Annotated in this window: 16 protein-coding genes; 3 read left to right on the top strand and 13 right to left on the bottom strand. The window is 65.2% G+C overall.

Going from position 1 to position 16,381, the window contains the following annotated elements; genetic code table 11:
• Nucleotides 1-70 precede the first annotated feature (70 nt).
• A complete protein-coding gene (locus tag QRQ56_RS11535) occupies nucleotides 71-982 on the top strand; it encodes a metal-dependent phosphohydrolase (RefSeq protein ID WP_438739874.1) in 912 nt (303 codons plus the stop codon).
• A gap of 381 nt (nucleotides 983-1,363) precedes the next feature.
• On the opposite strand, the gene QRQ56_RS11540 is transcribed toward QRQ56_RS11535, so the two are convergent.
• From QRQ56_RS11540 to QRQ56_RS11590, 11 genes are all read right to left on the bottom strand, one after another.
• Nucleotides 1,364-1,867, bottom strand: coding sequence for a DUF2249 domain-containing protein (locus QRQ56_RS11540; RefSeq protein WP_438739876.1), 504 nt, complete (start codon nucleotides 1,865-1,867; stop codon nucleotides 1,364-1,366).
• A gap of 30 nt (nucleotides 1,868-1,897) precedes the next feature.
• Nucleotides 1,898-2,713, bottom strand: a complete 816-nt coding sequence (locus QRQ56_RS11545; RefSeq protein ID WP_438739878.1) for a CbiX/SirB N-terminal domain-containing protein — start codon at nucleotides 2,711-2,713, stop codon at nucleotides 1,898-1,900.
• Nucleotides 2,697-4,262, bottom strand: a complete 1,566-nt coding sequence (locus QRQ56_RS11550) for a cytochrome D1 domain-containing protein (protein WP_438739879.1) — start codon at nucleotides 4,260-4,262, stop codon at nucleotides 2,697-2,699. The genes QRQ56_RS11545 and QRQ56_RS11550 overlap by 17 nt, the downstream gene beginning before the upstream one ends.
• Nucleotides 4,240-5,448, bottom strand: a complete 1,209-nt coding sequence (gene nirJ / locus QRQ56_RS11555; protein WP_438739881.1) for a heme d1 biosynthesis radical SAM protein NirJ — start codon at nucleotides 5,446-5,448, stop codon at nucleotides 4,240-4,242. Before nirJ ends, QRQ56_RS11550 begins: the two co-directional genes overlap by 23 nt.
• Nucleotides 5,449-5,460: 12 nt before the next feature.
• Entirely contained in the window at nucleotides 5,461-5,937 is a 477-nt protein-coding gene (ahbB, locus tag QRQ56_RS11560; protein WP_438739882.1) for a siroheme decarboxylase subunit beta, read from the bottom strand.
• Between the two features lie 2 nt (nucleotides 5,938-5,939).
• Nucleotides 5,940-6,392, bottom strand: coding sequence for an Lrp/AsnC family transcriptional regulator (locus QRQ56_RS11565; protein ID WP_438739883.1), 453 nt, complete (start codon nucleotides 6,390-6,392; stop codon nucleotides 5,940-5,942).
• Entirely contained in the window at nucleotides 6,392-7,375 is a 984-nt protein-coding gene (gene ahbB / locus QRQ56_RS11570) for a siroheme decarboxylase subunit beta (RefSeq protein ID WP_438739885.1), read from the bottom strand. The genes QRQ56_RS11565 and ahbB (QRQ56_RS11570) overlap by 1 nt, the downstream gene beginning before the upstream one ends.
• Nucleotides 7,372-8,547, bottom strand: coding sequence for a cytochrome D1 domain-containing protein (locus tag QRQ56_RS11575; protein ID WP_438739887.1), 1,176 nt, complete (start codon nucleotides 8,545-8,547; stop codon nucleotides 7,372-7,374). The genes ahbB (QRQ56_RS11570) and QRQ56_RS11575 overlap by 4 nt, the downstream gene beginning before the upstream one ends.
• Nucleotides 8,544-8,855 carry a c-type cytochrome gene (locus QRQ56_RS11580; protein WP_438739889.1) on the bottom strand — a complete coding sequence of 104 codons (312 nt, stop codon included), beginning with the start codon at nucleotides 8,853-8,855 and terminating at the stop codon, nucleotides 8,544-8,546. The genes QRQ56_RS11575 and QRQ56_RS11580 overlap by 4 nt, the downstream gene beginning before the upstream one ends.
• On the bottom strand, nucleotides 8,845-9,624 hold the full coding sequence (cobA, locus tag QRQ56_RS11585) for a uroporphyrinogen-III C-methyltransferase (protein ID WP_438739891.1): 780 nt from the start codon (nucleotides 9,622-9,624) through the stop codon (nucleotides 8,845-8,847). Before cobA ends, QRQ56_RS11580 begins: the two co-directional genes overlap by 11 nt.
• 74 nt (nucleotides 9,625-9,698) lie before the next feature.
• Complete coding sequence (locus tag QRQ56_RS11590; protein WP_438739893.1) at nucleotides 9,699-11,417, bottom strand: cytochrome D1 domain-containing protein; 1,719 nt, start codon at nucleotides 11,415-11,417, stop codon at nucleotides 9,699-9,701.
• A 237-nt stretch (nucleotides 11,418-11,654) separates the two neighbouring features.
• Between QRQ56_RS11590 and QRQ56_RS11595 the strand changes: the two genes are divergently transcribed.
• Nucleotides 11,655-13,691 carry a 4Fe-4S binding protein gene (locus QRQ56_RS11595; protein WP_438739895.1) on the top strand — a complete coding sequence of 679 codons (2,037 nt, stop codon included), beginning with the start codon at nucleotides 11,655-11,657 and terminating at the stop codon, nucleotides 13,689-13,691.
• Between the two features lie 9 nt (nucleotides 13,692-13,700).
• A complete protein-coding gene (locus tag QRQ56_RS11600; protein WP_438739896.1) occupies nucleotides 13,701-14,690 on the top strand; it encodes an FAD:protein FMN transferase in 990 nt (329 codons plus the stop codon).
• 52 nt (nucleotides 14,691-14,742) lie between these two features.
• Here the strand turns inward: QRQ56_RS11600 and QRQ56_RS11605 are convergent, their stop codons facing one another.
• The gene (locus tag QRQ56_RS11605) at nucleotides 14,743-15,126 is read right to left on the bottom strand and encodes a c-type cytochrome (RefSeq protein ID WP_438739897.1); all 384 of its coding nucleotides are present in this window, start codon (nucleotides 15,124-15,126) and stop codon (nucleotides 14,743-14,745) included.
• A 111-nt stretch (nucleotides 15,127-15,237) separates the two neighbouring features.
• Nucleotides 15,238-16,020: a Crp/Fnr family transcriptional regulator gene (locus tag QRQ56_RS11610; protein WP_438739899.1), complete on the bottom strand. Its 783-nt coding sequence runs from the start codon at nucleotides 16,018-16,020 to the stop codon at nucleotides 15,238-15,240.
• Between the last annotated feature and the right edge of the window lie 361 nt (nucleotides 16,021-16,381).

Here is a 16,381-nt window from a genome sequence, read left to right on the forward strand (position 1 = left end):
GGCGCGACGACCGGCGGTGATTGCCGGCAACGAACGAATTGCCGAACGGCCCATTGCGAGGAGAAGAGACATGAGGACCATCCCGGTCGATGCGGCGCGCCGCCTCGGAACGTTTCTCGCCAGGGACTTTTGCGCGATGTTCGGACCGGCCCATGGCGCGCTGGCGGATCAGCTCGGGTCGCTCGCGCGCATGACGATCGAATGCATCGCCGGAAGCGACGCGCTTTATCACAATTACGAGCACACCTGGCTGGTGACGATGGTCGGCCGCGACATCCTGCACGGCCTGATGATGTCGCGGCGGATCGAGCCGCCCGACTATATGCACCTGATCCTGGCATGCCTTTTCCACGATATCGGCTATGTCCGCGGCATCCTCGGTGGCGATACGCTTGATGAGTTCGTCGCGCACGAGGACGGCCGGAGGATCAGGCTCGCCCGCGGCGCCTCCGATGCGGCGTTGATGGCCTGTCACGTCAACCGATCGAAGATGTTCGTCCGCGAACGGCTCGCCGGCACGGCCGGCATCGACGCCGATCGCGTTGCGGACGCGATCGAATTCACGCGGTTTCCGCCCTCCCCGGCGGACAGATCCGCAACGGCCGACTTCGTGCCGCGGCTGGTCCAGGCCGCGGACTTCATCGGCCAGCTCGGCGATCCCATGTATGCGCGCAAGGTCAATGCGCTGTTCTACGAATTCGAGGAGAACGGCCGCAACCGGCAACTCGGCTATTCCTCTCCCGCCGACCTCGTCGACAAATATCCGGAGTTCTTCTGGAACACCGTCTCGGCCCACATCGGCGACGGCATGACCTATCTGAACCTGACGGCCTCGGGCCGGCAGTGGATCGCCAATCTGCATCACCATGTGCTGTGCGCCGAGCACGCCTTCCGCATGATGGGCCCGCAACTCGGGCCAAACGAAGCTGCGCGGGCACTGTGGCGGAGGTCGCTGTCCCCGTCTCTCTCCGGCCCGGGTTAGCGGTGGGAGCGCGCCAGCGTTGCTACGTTGCGTCCGGAGCAGGAGAGAATGGCGTGGGCCGCGCTCGCTCCGCGTCATTGCGAGCGCAGCGAAGCAATCCAGGATCTTTCCGCGGAGGGATTTTCTGGATTGCTTCGTCGCATCTGCGCAAAATTGCTACGCAATTTTGTCGCTGAGCTCCTTCGCAATGACGGTGGATGGCGTGGCAGCCTGCCAATCCAACCAACGCCGTCATTCCCTGCGAAGGCGGGGAATCCAGTACGCCGTGACTTCTCGGTTCGAACGCTGGCGTAACCCGGATGAGCGCAGCGACATCCGGGATTCCGCAGGCACTGTCCCGGGTATCGCTGCGCTCACCCGGGTTACGAAGAGAGACGAAAGCTAGGACGGCGCGCGCACCGTCAGTTCATAGGTCTCACCGTCAGGAAGAAAGCCGCCCAGCCAGTTGTAGCCTCGCTTCTCCAGCTGCGGGAAAAGGAACACCGGCTCGCGGCTGAGAAACGCCGTCAGCGTTTCACCGGCCGCCAGCGTCTCGGCCGCGGCGAGTATCCTGGTCATCGGCTCCGGCGGATCCAGCTCCCTGGTGTCGAGGCGCAGCTTCGAGTCCGGCCATTTGGCGATGGGCTGCGCTCTTGCCGCCATAGCCTCGGCGGGCGCGCCGGTCGGCGTGAACAGCACCTGCCAGTCGCCTCCGCCGATCTCGGTGGCGGAATGGGCGAAGCCCTTTCCGGCCATGACGTCGAACAAGGGCACCGGCTTGAACGGCGCGTACAGCCGGATGCCCTGACCCGGCTGGATGCTTTCCACGGCGGCCATGATGGCCGAGAAGGGCTCGCCCCCGGCGCGCAGGATCGGACGGACATCGACATCAAGGTAATCGGTCATCTCTCGTCCCTCTCCTTCAACGCCGCGCCTTCAATCGACGGAAACCGCCGAGCCGCCCGGCGCCAGCGCCGACGGCTTCGCGGCCTCCGTCGCGCCGGCGTCTCGCAAGGCAGCCACCACCGCGCGCGCGACGAGATCCTCGATACCGGGCCCGCTGCCCATGATGCCGGCGAATACGACCTCGGGGCGGCCGAGCCGCGCAACCAGCTTCGGCGCATCCTTCGCGCCGTGCAGACCTTCGCCGGAAAACAGGCCGAGCACGATGGCGGGCCCATGAATGGATTGCGCGGCCTCTTCGAGCGAGGGCTGCTCCTCCAGAAAGGCGACCACGACCTCTCGGCAAGCCGCCCGCGTCTCGATCTCGCGCGCGACCTGCTCGGTGGCTTGGCGCGAGGCCGGATTGCGCTTCGAGCCGTGCGCCAACAGCACGAATGTGCACGCCTCCGGCGCGTAACCGTGATCGCGCGCGCAAGCCACGGCCTGGTCGCACAAGAGGTCGGGCAGGCCCGGATCGAGCCCGAGCGGCGGCAGCATGTCGATGCTGCGGCCGTCGCCTTTGGCTTCGTCGAGAAGCTGAACCAGACGATCCCGGGTGAAATAGCCGCTGGATGCAAACAACGGATAGACCAGGATTCGACGGGCGGTCAGCGTCTCCAGGGCTTCACTGATGCCAGGCGTGCCCGAGATGAAGCCGATGGCGACCTCGGCCACAAGGCTACGAGAAGCCAAGGCGCGCGCAAGCTGGAACGCGCCCTCGTTGCCAGCGTCGGGCCGCCGCTCGCCATGGGCTGCCAGCAGCAACGCGATTGGCGGGGCAGTGCCCGGCTTCTCAATGACTGGTGCCATCGGAAAAGGTGATCTTGTTCCAGACGTTGTACTTGCCCGAAGGGCGCGACATCGGAATACGCTTCACTTCGGCAAAGGTTGCCGCATCATAGACCACCAGCGCGCCCTGGTCTTCCCAGATCGACACCAGGGCATAACGCCCATATCTGTCGAATTCGACATGGGCTGCCGTCTTGCCCGGTTCCGGCGTGACCTTACGGACCACTTCGAGCGAGCGCTTGTCGATGATCGACAGCGTGTCCTTGCCGCTGCCCATCATGCTGTCGGTCCAGGCATAGGGCGTGTTTTCGTGGCTGCGCATGAAGAAGCCGGGTCCTGGTGTCTCGATCACCTTGATCTGCGACCAGTCCTGCATGTCCAGCACGCTGATCTTGCCCGCCTTCAGGAGCGGCGTCGCCATCACCAGCCGGCCGTTCCAGGTCCAGGAAATGCCCGAGCCGAGATGGGGCAGCCCCGGCAGATCGAGCTGCTTGATGTCGCGCCCGACCGTCAGATTGACCACGATGGCCCTGCCCTCCCGGGCCGAGCCGATCAAATTGCGATAGGGCGGATCGAAGAAGAAGTCGTCGAGCGGCTCCGGCGTCTCGATCCGGCGCAGCGCGAACAGCCCCTGCGAAGATGGCAGCGCCTCGATCATGCCCTTCTCGTGGCTGTGCACGAAGCCGGCATAGACCGGGCCCGCATTCGGGTCGGTCGCGATTTCCCAGATCTCCGGCACGTCCTTCAGCGCCGCGATGAAGCTGTTGCGCGACGGCGCCTGATACACCGCCGAGACCCGCGAGGACGTCCCCAGGCGGTCCTTCACGTCGAAGATCTTCTCGACCGACAGATCGTCCGCCGAGAGCATCACCAGCGTGTGCGGCAGATAATTGGCGACCGCGATATGCTTGCCGTCCCGGGAGATCGCGATGTTGCGCGCATTGATCCCGGCGCGCACCTCCGTCAGCATGGTCAGCGTCCAGAGATCGTATTTGCTGACCCAGCCGTCGCGCGACATGAAGAAGACGTAGCGCCCGTCGGGCGTGAATTTCGGGCCGCCATGCAGCGCGAAACGCGTCTGGAAGCGCGCCAACGGCTCGAGGCGATCGCCGTCCAGGATCGTCGCGTGATGATCGCCGGTCTCGACCACGACGAACAGGTTCATGGGATCGGCATCGAAGCGCGGACGTTCCAGCGCGGGCGCCGTGGCGTGCACGACGCGGGTCGCGTCGATCTCGGCCGCACCCCAGGCGGGCACCGACGGCAGCGGCGCCGAGATATAGCCGACCAGCGCCGCGATCTCATCCTTGGCAAGCTTACCGGAAAAGCCGGGCATCTGGGTGGCGGCGCGGCCGTCGGCGATCACCGTGACGGCGCGTGCACCCGTCATGCGGCCGAGATTTTCCGGCAGCAGCGCCGGCCCGAGCCGGCCGAGCCGGTCCGCGCCGTGGCATTCGGCGCAATTGTCCGCGAACAGCTTTGCCGCATCCGGCTCGGCGCGCGCAGGGCTTGCCAGCGCGAGCAGCGCGAGAGCGACGAGAATGCGATCAAACAGAAAGCGGCGCTTCATGACGTGTTCCCCGATAGATGCTGGTCTTGACCCGCTCGCCCGGTGCCGCAAGGCCGATCTCGGCGTCGCTGAGATAGCAGCCGGGATCTTCGGCCCAGGGATCGCCGGTGATGCGCTGCGCGCGCACGCGGGTGTTGCCGTTGCAGATGTCGAAATAAGCACAACCGCCGCAGCGGCCGGAGACGTGACGCGGCTTCTGCTTCAGGCCCGCCATGATCGGATCGGAGGTGTCCGGCCAGATCTCGGAGAAGGGACGCGTCTTCACGTTGCCGAGCGTATGATGCCACCACATCGTGTCCGGGTGCACATTGCCGAGATTGTCGATGTTGGCGACGTTGACGCCGGAGGAATTACCGCCCCAGCGCACCAGCTTTGCGCGCAAGCTCGCGGCATAGTCCGGCACGGTCCGCTCGGCCCAATGCAGCAGATAGACCGCATCGGCGTCGTTGTTCCCAGTCACGATCTCCATCTCGCTGCCCGACTGCGCCCAGCGCCAGGCTCGCGCGATCACCATGTCCATGCGGTCGCGCGTCGTCTGCCACATGGCGTCGTCGCCTCGGTTCTTGTTGCCGCGGCCGGCATAGACGAGGTGCGAGAGGTAGAATTTCGGAAAGTTCTCCTGCTCGACCAGATCGAGCAGGCGCGGCAGCTCCGCCGCGTTATCCTCCGTCATGGTGAAGCGCACGCCGACCTTGATGCCGCGGTCGCGCAGCAGCCGCAGGCCGTTCAGCGCCTCCTGATAGGCGCCCTGCTTGCGGCGGAAACGGTCATGGGTCTCGCCGATGCCGTCCAGCGAAATGCCGACATAGTCGTAGCCGATATCGCGGATGCGGTCGGCCATGGCGGCATCGACCAGGGTGCCGTTGGACGACAGGCCGACATAGAACCGCATCGCCTTGGCGCGCGCCGAGATCTCGAAGATGTCGCGCCGCATCAGCGGCTCGCCGCCGGACAGGATCAGCACCGGCACGCGGAACGCCTTGAGATCGTCCATCACGCCGAACACTTGCGCAGTCGAGAGCTCGCCGGGAAAGTCGACGTCGCCGGAGATCGAGTAGCAATGCTTGCAGGTGAGGTTGCAGCGGCGGATCAGGTTCCAGATCACCACCGGTCCAGGCGGCTGCCGGACAGGCCCGGTCGGGGCCGGCTCGTGCAGCTCGCGCAAATATTGGCTCAGGCGAAACATGACCGGCTCCCGTCAGGCGGCGATGCGAAGGCCGGTCTTTTTCAAGATCCGGGTCGAGAACAGAACCTCATGGGCCCGCGCGGCGGGACCGACCAGCACGGCGATTTCGGCGACTTTCGCCCTCACCTCGTCGCGATTGCGGCCATGGACCATGGCAAAGAGATTGTAGGACCAGAGCGGCAGGTGACGCGGCCGCTCATAGCAATGCGTGACGAAGTCGAGCGCGCCGACCCTCGTGCCAATATCGACAATGGCCTCGTCCGCGATGTCCCACACCGACATGCCGTTGGCGGTATAGCCGAGCGCATAATGATTGGGGACCGCGCCGATGCGGCGGATCGCCCCCTCCTCGAGCAGCCGCGTGAGGCGGCTGATCACCTCGGCCTCGTTAAGGCCAAGCTGGCCGGCGAGCGCGCGATAGGGCTCGGCCACCAGCGGAAGCCCGGCCTGTGTGGCGGCGATCAGCTTGCGGTCGATAGCATCGAGCATGTCTAGACCTCCACGCGGAAACCGACGAAGAACTCGCGCGTCTTGGGCATGGCGCGCACGGCAAGGCCCGTCTCGCGCTCGATCTCGGCAATCACCTGGTCGATGCGACCAGGAGCATCCGTCGACACGACGAACCACATATTCAGCTCGTGATCGCGCTGGTAATTGTGCGCGATCTCGGGATGGGCGTTAACGAGATCGGCGACCTCCTCGAACCGCTCGGGCGGCACGGCGATCGCGGCGAGGCAGACGGCCCCGCCGAGCGCTTCCGCATTCCAGAGCGGCCCGAACCGGCTGAGCTGCCCGCCCGCGAGCAGATTGCCGATCACCTCGATCATTTCGCCTTCGCTCAGGCCCAGCTCTGCGCCGGCATCGCGGTACGGCCGCTGTGTCAGCGGAAAGCCGCCCTGCAGGCCGTTGATGATCGCCTTTTCGGTCGGGTCCAGCGAGCGCATCAATACGTCTCCTTACGCCTCGAGAAGACGGCGCCGCGCTGCTTGAAGCAGCGCTTCGAGAACAGCACGGCCTGTTGCGCAAGCCCGGTATCGGCGAGCAGGTTCACTTCGTCGATCGCGGCATGGGCCTCCTCGCGCGATCTCGCATGCACCATGCAGAAGAGATTGTACGGCCAGACCGGCGGCCGGGGCGGACGCTGGTAGCACAGCGTCACGCTGGGATGGCGGGCGAAGATCGCCGCGACATCGTCGATCATCTCGCCCGGAATGTTCCAGACCGCCATCGCATTCGACCGGAAGCCAAGATTGTCATGACGCACCACGCAGCCGAAGCGCGTCACCACGCCGGCCGCGACCAGGTGCTCCAGCCGCGCAATGACCTCGTCCTGGCCAAGCGCGAGCTGATCGGCGACCGCGAGATAGGGATGCTCGACCAGCGGCAGCCCGTTCTCGATCGCGGCGAGAATGCGCTGGTCGCGCGGATCGGGACGATAGTCTCCCGCCGCCGGCGCCGAACGCTTCTGCGCGCGCGGCTCGCGCAACGAAAAGCCGAGGCCGAGATGATAGGCCTGCACCATCGGCAGGTCCACGACGGGCAGCCCCGTCTGCGCCTCGATGCTGTCGATGGTGTCCGCGATCGCCGCGGCATCGGTGCCGGCGATCACAAACCACAGGTTCAGATCGTGCTCGCGCTCGTAATTATGCGTGACCAGCGGCTCGCGGCTGACGATCGCGGCGACCTGCTCGAGCCGAGCGGGCGGGACCTGCAGCGCGGCCAGCGTGCTCGCGCCCACCGTGTTGGGACGGACCACGGCGCCGACCCGCGAGATCAGATCGTGCTCACGCATGCGGCGGAAGACGCCGATCGTCGCCTGCTCGTCGAGCGCGGCGGAGCGGCCGACGATCTCGAACGGCTTCTCGACCAGCGGGAAATCGTGTTGCCAGCGATCGATCAAAGCGAGTTCGACGGAGCTTGGCGTCATTGTCCGATCCTCGTCGCGCGCGCGGTGAAGAAAATTCCGGACGGCTTTTGCGCCGGGATCTCCGTCTTCTTCGCGAAGGAAGCAGCGTCGTAGACGTCGATGCGGTCGGCATCGCGCACCGAGACCCACACCTCGTTGCCGCGCGGGGTGAACTCCATGTGGAGCACCGCCGGACCGGGCGTCAGGCGATGGATCACCTTGAGCGTCTCGGTGTCGACGATCTCGATCGTGTCGTTGAAGGGATGGGCGAAGTTCACCCAGACATGGCGCCCGTCGGGCCGCGCCACGGCGAACACCGGCTGGCCGTGAGTGGCGGTGCGTCCGACCTCGGCAAAGCTGCGCAGATCGACCGCGATCAATTCGTGATGGCCGACGGCGGGAAGCAGCAGCTTGTCGCTCGTCGCGCCCCACCCTTCCAGATGCGGCATCTTGTAGACCGGCAGCGCCTCCTGGCCACGGCCATAGCCGTTGAGGATGCGCTCGGCCTTCAGCGGTGCGCGCCAGGTGTCGACATGCACGACGCCGTCCTCGCCGAACAGGCCCGCAAGATAGTGGCGGCCGTCGGGGGTGACGTTGCCGTCATAGGGCAGCTTGCCGACATCGGTGAGCCTGGTGATGCCGGGCGTCTCGACGTTGGTGAGATCGGCGATCCAGATCTCGCCGGCGTCGTACAGCGCCCAGGCAAAGCGCCGTCCTGGCAGGTCGACCAGCCCGACCGTCTTCGAGGACTTGCCGCCTGCGCCGATCGCCGGAATGTTGGCGACGGGGTCGAGCGTCCTGGCGTCGAACACCTTCACTCCGCCCGGCTCGTAATTCGAGACCGCGATCAGCTCGCCATCGTCGGAGATCGCGCCGCCGATCGAATTGCCGGCCTGCACGATGCGCCTCGCGATCGTGCTCGTGAGCATGTCGACCTTGGTGAGGCCGCCGTCACGTCCGAACACATAAGCATAGCGCTGGTCCGGCGAGAACACCGCGGATGCATGCGAGAGATCGCCGAGCCCCTCGACGCGGCCGATCGACTTGCGTTCGGTGGCATCGACGATCAGCACCGAGCCCGTCGCCCGCTCCACCACCAGGCCGAGATTGCCGGTGCCGCGCAGCGCGTCGGCGCGCGCGAGCGCCGGCATCAGCAGCAACAGGGTCAGACACCATCGCGCCAAATTTCTCATGGCAGATCTCCCTGCTGCAGGCGCTCCACGATCCAGCGCACGTCGGCTTCGCTCAGCAACGGGCGCCAAGGCGGCATCGGCGTGCCCGGCACGCCGTCCAGAACGATGCTGACGAGCTGGTCGCGGTTCCAGGCGCTGAGATGATCGGGCGTCAGCGGCTTGCCGAGCCCGCCCTTCAGCGTCAGCCCGTGACAGGAGCCGCAATCCTGTCGCACCAGATTGGCAAGTTTTGCGGCATTGACGTCTGCGTCGCCCGCGGCGGCCGGCCCGATCGCAACGGCCGATGCCAGGGCGACGCTAGGCCACAACTGAGATCGCCTCGCAAATTGCCGCATCGCTCCGCGCGCTCCGTTCTGACGCGAGTCCTGCGACCTTTCCGATGATGAAAAGAACGGGACCGCTGAAGGAGACGTCTTTCAGAGCGACCGGAAGCGCCTCCAGGGAAGCGCATATTCGGCTTTCCTGCGGCGTCGTACCTTGACACACCGCAAGGACCGGAGTGGTTCCTGGCAGTCCCTGTCCGATCAAATTGTGGACGATCTCGGGGATGTTGGAAAGGCCCATATAGACGACGAGCGTCGTGTCGGGATCAGCGAGGCTCTTCCAGTCGAGATCGAGCGGCTCGTTGGCCTTGCGATGGCCGGTGACATAGCGCACGCCGGAGGCCATGCCGCGATGCGTCAGCGGCATCCGCGCCGCCGCGGCGCAGCCCTGTGCCGCGGTGATTCCCGGCACCACCTCATAGGAAATGCCGGCCTGATCGAGTTCGGCCGCTTCCTCCGAGCCGCGCCCGAAAATGAAGGGATCGCCGCCCTTGAGCCGGACGACGGTTCGGCCAGCGCGCGCCAAGCGGACCAGCATCTCGTTGATTTCTTCCTGCGGCACCGGATGATGGGCCGCCTGCTTGCCGACATTGATCTGGAGCACCCCGTCCGCAATGGTCGCCAGAATGCTCGGCGGTACCAGACGGTCGTAAACGACGACGTCGGCCTCGCGAATCGCGCGGACCGCCTTCAGCGTGAGCAGCTCCGGGTCACCGGGACCGGCGCCGACGAGATAGACCTTTCCAACAGCCATGATGCGCTCCGCCGAAAACCATCACGAGAAGGCAGCCTGGTGCGGCGATCACTCGCCGCACCAGGCCTTGCTTGTCAGTAGACGTCGTTACGCGTGTTGAAGACGTTGAACTTGCCGGTCGGAGTGACCAGTCGCCGGTCACGAATGACCGTCTTCAAGGTCAAGGTCTTGTCGTCGACGACCACGATCGCCGAGTCCTGCGCCTTGTTGTTCCAGACGGAGAACCAGATCTCCGTGCCGTCCTTGTTGTACTCGCCCTGCACCACGCGGCGGGCGCCTTCCGAGATGCCCGACCACTGGCCGATCGGCAGCACCTTGTAGGTCGGCTTCTCCTTGGCGAGGTCCTTGATCTTGAACACAGCGACCGACGAGGAGATCTCGGCGTCCGTGTTCAAGGGCGTGTCGACGTAGAGGTTCTCCGACTTCGGATGCGTCTTGATGAAGAGCGATCCGCCGCCCTGCCCGTCGACCGTCTGCACGACCTTCCAGGCGAACTGCTTGTGCTTCTCCGGATCGGTGCCGATGAAGGAGATCTGCTCGCTGCCGAGATGGCTCGTCGCCCAGACCGGCCCGAACTTGGGATGCTCGAGATTGGCACCGCGTCCGGGATGCGGGGTCTGGCCGCCGGTTTCGACGACGCCGACCAGCTTGTCCTCCTTGGTGTCGACGATCGCGACCTTGTGGCGAGCGTTCGCGGCGACCAGGAAGTAGCGGCCGGTCTTGTCGAAGCCGCCGTCATGCAGAAAGCGCTCGGCCTCGATCGCCGTCACCTTCAGGTTCTTGAGATCCTGATAATTCACGAGCAGGACCTGGCCGGTCTCCTTCACGTTGACGACGAACTCGGGCTTGAAGTGCGAGGCCACGATGGAGGCAACGCGCGGCTCCGGGTGATACTCCTGGGTATCCTCGGTCATGCCGCGGGTCGAGACCACCTTGAACGGCTCGAGCGTCGCGCCGTCCATCAGCACATATTGCGGCGGCCAGTAGGCTCCGGCGATCGCAAACTTGTCCTCATAGCCCTTGAACTTCGAGGTTTCGACCGAGCGTGCCTCGGTGCCGATCTTCAGCTCGGCGACCGTCTGCGGCGGGTCCATCCACAGGTCGATCAGGTTGAGCTTGGAATCGCGCCCGATGATGTAGAGGTAGCGCCCCGATGCCGACATGCGCGAGATGTGCACGGCGTAGCCGGACTTGATGATGTGCTCGATCTTCTTGGTGGCGCCGTCGATCAGCGCGATTTCACCGGCGTCACGCAGCGTCACCGAGAACAGGTTGTCGATGTCGAGCTTGTTCATCTTCTTGGTCGGCCGCTGCGCGACCGGAACCAGGACCTTCCAGCTCTCCTTGATCTCCTTCATGCCGAACTCCGGCGGCTGCGCCGGGGTGTTCAGGAGGTAGCGCGCCATCAGGTCGATGTCGGCGGCCTCGAGCTGGCCCGAGGTGCCCCAGTTCGGCATGCCGCCGGGCGAACCGTAAGTGATGAAGTCACGCAGATAGTCGAAGCCCAGCTTCTTGGTGAGATCGGGCGTGAGCGGCTTGCCGGTCGCGCCCTTGCGCAGCACGCCGTGGCAGCCGGCGCAACGTTCGAAATAGATCTGGTTGGCCTTGTCGAACTCGGCCTTGGTGAGGTTGGGGTCGCCCGGCTTGGTGCCGGGCTGCTCGGTCGCGCCCTTGCCGAGAACGTCCAGGCTCGGCTGGTATTGGCCGCCCGGCGTGGTCTTGTGCTGCTCGACATCGGCAGGTTTCGGCGCCGGAGCCTGCTGCTGCGCGTAGCCGGCCGTCGTCGCACTCAAAAGCAAAAGGCTCGCTACGGCAACGCCGCCCGCAAGCTTTGGAAACAAGGAAGCTCGGCCTCGCATTACATTCCTCCAGCATGAGAATCCGATGAGGCCTTATGCAGCGATTTTGAGGAATTCTCCTTGACCGCGGTCAATCGCAACATTGATCCACCTCAATGCGCTCGCCCCATAACGCTGCCTGATCCCTCGATGCGATCGCCAGGAATCATCCCCACTGCCTTACGACATGCCGTGTCCGCACTGGCGACATTGGCGTCGATGTATTGCAGCGCAAACGCCGCCGACCTCAACGCCGCCGCCAAGTTTTTCTCCGAGCCCGTCGCGATCGAGCGTGCCGATGGCAAGCCTCCGGCAGCCTTGGTGCGGGCTGCGGACGGGCGCGTGCTCGGCTACGCTTTTTCGAGTCTCGATGTCTCCGGCTCGGTCGGCTATGCCGGCCGGCCGCTCGATATCGTCGCGGCGGTGACGCCAGAGGGCATCGTCGCCGGCGCCGAGATCGTCGCGCATGAAGAACCGATTCTCGTGATCGGAATTCCGCGCGACGCGTTGGCCGCCTATGTCGCCAATTTCCGCGGCTTCGATGTGCGCGGCAGCACCACACTCAAATCACCGGGGGAGTCCGCGCGTGGCCCGCACGCCGTCGCCGGCGCGACCATCACGAGCACCGTGATTCGCGATGCGATCGTGCGCTCGGCGCGCGCCGTGCTGCGCAGCCGGACCAGCGCGCCGGAGCGGGCTGCACGGCTCGACCGCGAGACGCTGCGCCGATTGTCCTGGTCTGCGCTGCTCGCCGAGGGCGCCGTGCAGCGGCGGCTGGTGAACAGGGGCGAAGCGGCAAAGCTGCTGGGGACGCGGGACAACGAACCCGACAAGGCGTTCATCGACCTCTGGATGGCGCTCGCCACACCGCCGCCGATCGGCGAGAGCCTGCTCGGCCAGCGCATCTACGAGAGCGAGACGGCGAAGATCGGCCCCGAGGACGACCTGCTTCTGATCGGCGCGTCCGGACTTTATTCGTTCAAGGGCACGGAATGGCGCCAGGCCGGGACCTTCACCCGGATCGAGATCGTCCAGGGCTCACGAACGCTGCGTCTCAAGCCGGCCGATCATACGGCGGTGGAGTCGTTGCACGCCGCCGGCGCACCGGAGCTGCGCGAGATTGCCGTGTTCCGTATCCCGCAGGCAAGTGGCTTCGATTCGACCAAGCCGTTCCGGCTCGACGTCGATCTCGGCGCCGGCGCCGCTGCAAGCGGGCCCGCTGTGGTCTCGCTGGACTATCGCATTCCCGAGCGCTACCTGATCGCCGCGCCCAGCGAGCCGCCCGCGGCATCGACGACGGCGGCCCCCGCTCCGGTGCAGACGGTGTGGCAGGAGATCTGGTGGGCGCGGCGCTACGAGATCGGCGTGCTCGGCGCGATGCTGACGGTGCTGGCGGCCATCCTGATCTTCCAGGACACCGTGACGGCTCATGGCGTGTTCTATTATCGGCTGCGCACAGCCTATCTGCTCACGACGCTGGTGTTCCTCGGCTTCATCGCCAATGCGCAGCTCTCGGTCGTCAACGTCCTGACCTTCATCCACGCCCTGCTCTCCGGCTTCCGCTGGGAGCTATTCCTGCTCGATCCTCTGGTGTTCCTGCTCTGGAGCTTCGTCGCCTTCAGCATGTTGTTCTGGGGCCGCGGCGTATTCTGCGGCTGGCTCTGCCCGTTCGGCACATTGCAGGAGCTCACCAATCAGCTCGCGCGCCGGCTCGGCATCAAGCAGATCGAGATTCCGTTCGGGCTGCATGAGCGACTGTGGATGATCAAATACGTCCTCTTCGTCGCCATCCTCGCGATCTCGCTGCGCTCGATCCTGACCGCGTTCCAGCTCGCGGAGGTGGAGCCGTTCAAGACGGCGATCACCATGAAGTTCCTGCGGGAATGGCCGTTCGGCGTCTATGCCGGATTGCTGCTGCTCGCCGGCCTGTTCGTCGAGCGCTTCTACTGCCGCTACCTCTGCCCGCTCGGCGCTGCGCTGGCGATCCCGGCGCGGATGCGGATGTTCGAATGGCTCAAGCGCTACCGCGAATGCGGCGCGGAATGCCACGTCTGCGCGCGGCGCTGCACCGTGCAAGCGATCCACCCGCTCGGCCAGATCAACCCCAATGAATGCATCTATTGCCTGAAGTGCCAGGCCAATTATTTCGACCACGACGTCTGCCTGCACCTGAAGAAGCGCGCACAGCGGCGCCAGCCGTTGCCGCAAGCCCCTTCCAAGCCGTCGTGAGGAAACACGATGCTCCCTGATCATCCGACACGACGCCGCGCCATCACGATCCTCGCATCGGCCGCCGCAGTCGCCATCGCAGGTCCCGCCAGCCCCGCGCGGGCCGATTTCGAATGGCGAGGTACGGCCATGGGCTCTGACGCGCGGATCTTGTTCAACGGAATCGAACCGGCAAAGGCAAAAGGCATCGCCACACTGGTCGAGGCGGAGATTGACCGCCTCGAGAATGCACTGAGCCTGTTCCGACCCGGATCGGAACTCTGCAGGCTCAATCGCGACGGCGCGCTCGCCGCACCCGGCGGCGATCTCCGTCGCGCCGTGGCGCTGGCGCTTGAGATCGCGGACGTCACGAACGGCCTGTTCGATCCGACCGTGCAGGCGCTGTGGGAAGCGCATGTCGATTGGTTCGCGGACAGGAGCCACACCGGCCTGCCGCCGCAAGCCGTCATTGCCCGCGCAAGGCAGGTCGTCGACTGGCGGAGTATCCGGGTCGAGCCGGATTCAATTCATCTCGGCGACAATCAGCGTCTGACGCTCAATGGCCTCGGCCAGGGTTACGTCACCGACCGCGTGGCCGAATTGCTGGCAGCGAAAGGGCTCACCAACGTCCTCGTCGATCTCGGCGAGATGCGGGCGATCGCGCCGCGCCGCGATGGATCGCCATGGCTGATCGCACGTCGCGACGCAGACGCGCTACAGCTGGCGGAAGGCGCCCTCGCCACTTCGGAGGGCACGGGCTGCGTGCTGGGTGCCGATGGCGCGGCGCATCATCTGTTCGATCCGCGCAGCGGCCGCAGCGCGGCTCATTGGCGAACCATCACCGTGCACCATCGCTCGGCCGCCGTGGCCGACGCTTTGTCGACGGCACTTTCCATCGCATCGGCGGATGAGATCGAGGCGCTGCTGCCCCGGCTGAGCGGCACCGCAATCTGGGCAACCGATCCGGCCGGGCGCCGCTCGACCTGGAGCGCCGGCCCACACGACGGCATCGTCGGCTGAGCGACGATGCACGCCGGGCGGACAATCGGCCCGCAGGTCGGTTCGACCTGGATTACTTGGTCTTGCCGTCGGCGTCGTATTGCTTGAGAAACGCCCAGAGGTTCTTGGCCTCGGCCTCGTTCTTGATGCCGGCGAACGCCATCTTGGTGTTGGGCACCTTGGCCTTGGGATCTTTGATGTAATCGAGGAAGCTCGCCTCATCCCAGGTGATGCCGGAATTCTTGTTGGCGTCCGAATAATTGTAGCCCGCAACCGATCCCGATTTGCGGCCGTCGAGACCATTGAGGATCGGGCCGACCTTGTTCTTGGCGGTCGCCCCGACATCATGGCAGCTGGCGCATTTCTTGAAGGCGGTGGCCCCTGCCGTCACATCCTGCGCGAGAGCAGCGCTGCTCGACACCGCAGCGACTGCAATTGCGATCAAAACACGCTTCATTTCGTCGTCTCCTGTTAGAGTGAAACTGGTCGGGCTACGCCGCGGATACGCCGGCGCGGTGGGCGAGAGATCAAAGGAGGCCGGCGCTCACCGGCTTGGAGAGCATGCGGATTACGCCAATACGGATTTCACCTCGGGCCGGATCGCGCGTGGCGCGGGCGGCTGGGCGCACATCATCTTGGGTTTGACGGGGCAACGCGCCGTGATGCGATCGCAGGCCACGAGCTTGCAAAGCTGCGCCATGTCGCGCACCACCACGTTCGAGGCACGGACGTCGACGCCGACCGCGCGCAGCTTGGCGAACACGCGCGAAAGTGATTCCGGCTTCAAGCCGAGCCTGCCGGCGATCAGCGATTTGTCGTAGGGCAGCGTGATCGTGCACGGCCCCTTGGTTCGCGGCGCCAGGGATGCGAGAAACTCGGCCACCCGCTGCGTAGCGCTCTGCGCCATCAATTGCTCGATCTGCTGAACCATGCGGTGCAGATGTTGCGAGGTCGACGCGATCATCGCGATCGCAACGTCGGGCATCTGGCGAATGCAGGCGATGACGTGGTCGGCCGGTATGACCATGACCCGGGCCGACGTGACCGCGCTGGCGGTAGCAGGATAGCGACCGGACGTGAATGTGACCGCCTCGGCCAGGCTCTCGCCTCTGGTGACCACGTTGAGTACTGCCTCGTCCCCGGCGGGGGTGACCCGATACAGCTTGATCCAGCCATCCAGCACGACGAAGAATGCCTGCGCCGGCTCGCCCTGACGAAACAGCGTGTGGCCCGGACGGAGATTGAAGATGCTGGCTGGCCCCAGCAAGACCGCAAGAGCTTGCGGATCGAGCCCGCTGAAGACCGGTATTTCAGCGGCGATCTCAAGATCAACCGGAGTGGGCGCCATCATCGTCTCATCCCTGATGTTTGATCTTGTTGCCTGACTATTGATCATTCATCGCGACATATTTTGAGCTGGATCAATTCCGCCGAAGCGTCGACTTGCCCGGCTCTCCATCAACAGGATGCGATTGCACGTCGGAGCACCCGCGATGCAACAATCGACCGATTTCCATCCAGAACTCTTTGTGGAAGCGCAAACTTTTGCGCGTTCGCGACGAATGGACGCCGACAGCCGTCTCGTGGCGCAGCCGAGCGCATGTCGACGTGACATGCGATCATGACGATGCAGCGAACTCGCGCAGTCCGCGAATCATACGATCCGCAGGTATCGGGCAGCTGGATGCCGTGATATTTTACGGAAAGGAAAC

The sequence above is a fragment of the Bradyrhizobium sp. U531 genome (assembly GCF_051710265.1).
Taxonomy (GTDB): domain Bacteria; phylum Pseudomonadota; class Alphaproteobacteria; order Rhizobiales; family Xanthobacteraceae; genus Bradyrhizobium.

Coding starts and splice junctions, on each gene's coding strand:
- QRQ56_RS11535 (WP_438739874.1), top strand. CDS start 71: ATGAGGACCATCCCGGTCGATGCGGCGCGCCGCCTCGGAACGTTTCTC.
- QRQ56_RS11610 (WP_438739899.1), bottom strand. CDS start 16,020: ATGATGGCGCCCACTCCGGTTGATCTTGAGATCGCCGCTGAAATACCG.
- nirJ (WP_438739881.1), bottom strand. CDS start 5,448: ATGTTTCGCCTGAGCCAATATTTGCGCGAGCTGCACGAGCCGGCCCCG.
- QRQ56_RS11605 (WP_438739897.1), bottom strand. CDS start 15,126: ATGAAGCGTGTTTTGATCGCAATTGCAGTCGCTGCGGTGTCGAGCAGC.
- cobA (WP_438739891.1), bottom strand. CDS start 9,624: ATGGCTGTTGGAAAGGTCTATCTCGTCGGCGCCGGTCCCGGTGACCCG.
- QRQ56_RS11600 (WP_438739896.1), top strand. CDS start 13,701: ATGCTCCCTGATCATCCGACACGACGCCGCGCCATCACGATCCTCGCA.
- QRQ56_RS11545 (WP_438739878.1), bottom strand. CDS start 2,713: ATGGCACCAGTCATTGAGAAGCCGGGCACTGCCCCGCCAATCGCGTTG.
- QRQ56_RS11540 (WP_438739876.1), bottom strand. CDS start 1,867: ATGACCGATTACCTTGATGTCGATGTCCGTCCGATCCTGCGCGCCGGG.
- ahbB (WP_438739885.1), bottom strand. CDS start 7,375: ATGACGCCAAGCTCCGTCGAACTCGCTTTGATCGATCGCTGGCAACAC.
- ahbB (WP_438739882.1), bottom strand. CDS start 5,937: ATGCTCGATGCTATCGACCGCAAGCTGATCGCCGCCACACAGGCCGGG.
- QRQ56_RS11550 (WP_438739879.1), bottom strand. CDS start 4,262: ATGAAGCGCCGCTTTCTGTTTGATCGCATTCTCGTCGCTCTCGCGCTG.
- QRQ56_RS11565 (WP_438739883.1), bottom strand. CDS start 6,392: ATGCGCTCGCTGGACCCGACCGAAAAGGCGATCATCAACGGCCTGCAG.
- QRQ56_RS11575 (WP_438739887.1), bottom strand. CDS start 8,547: ATGAGAAATTTGGCGCGATGGTGTCTGACCCTGTTGCTGCTGATGCCG.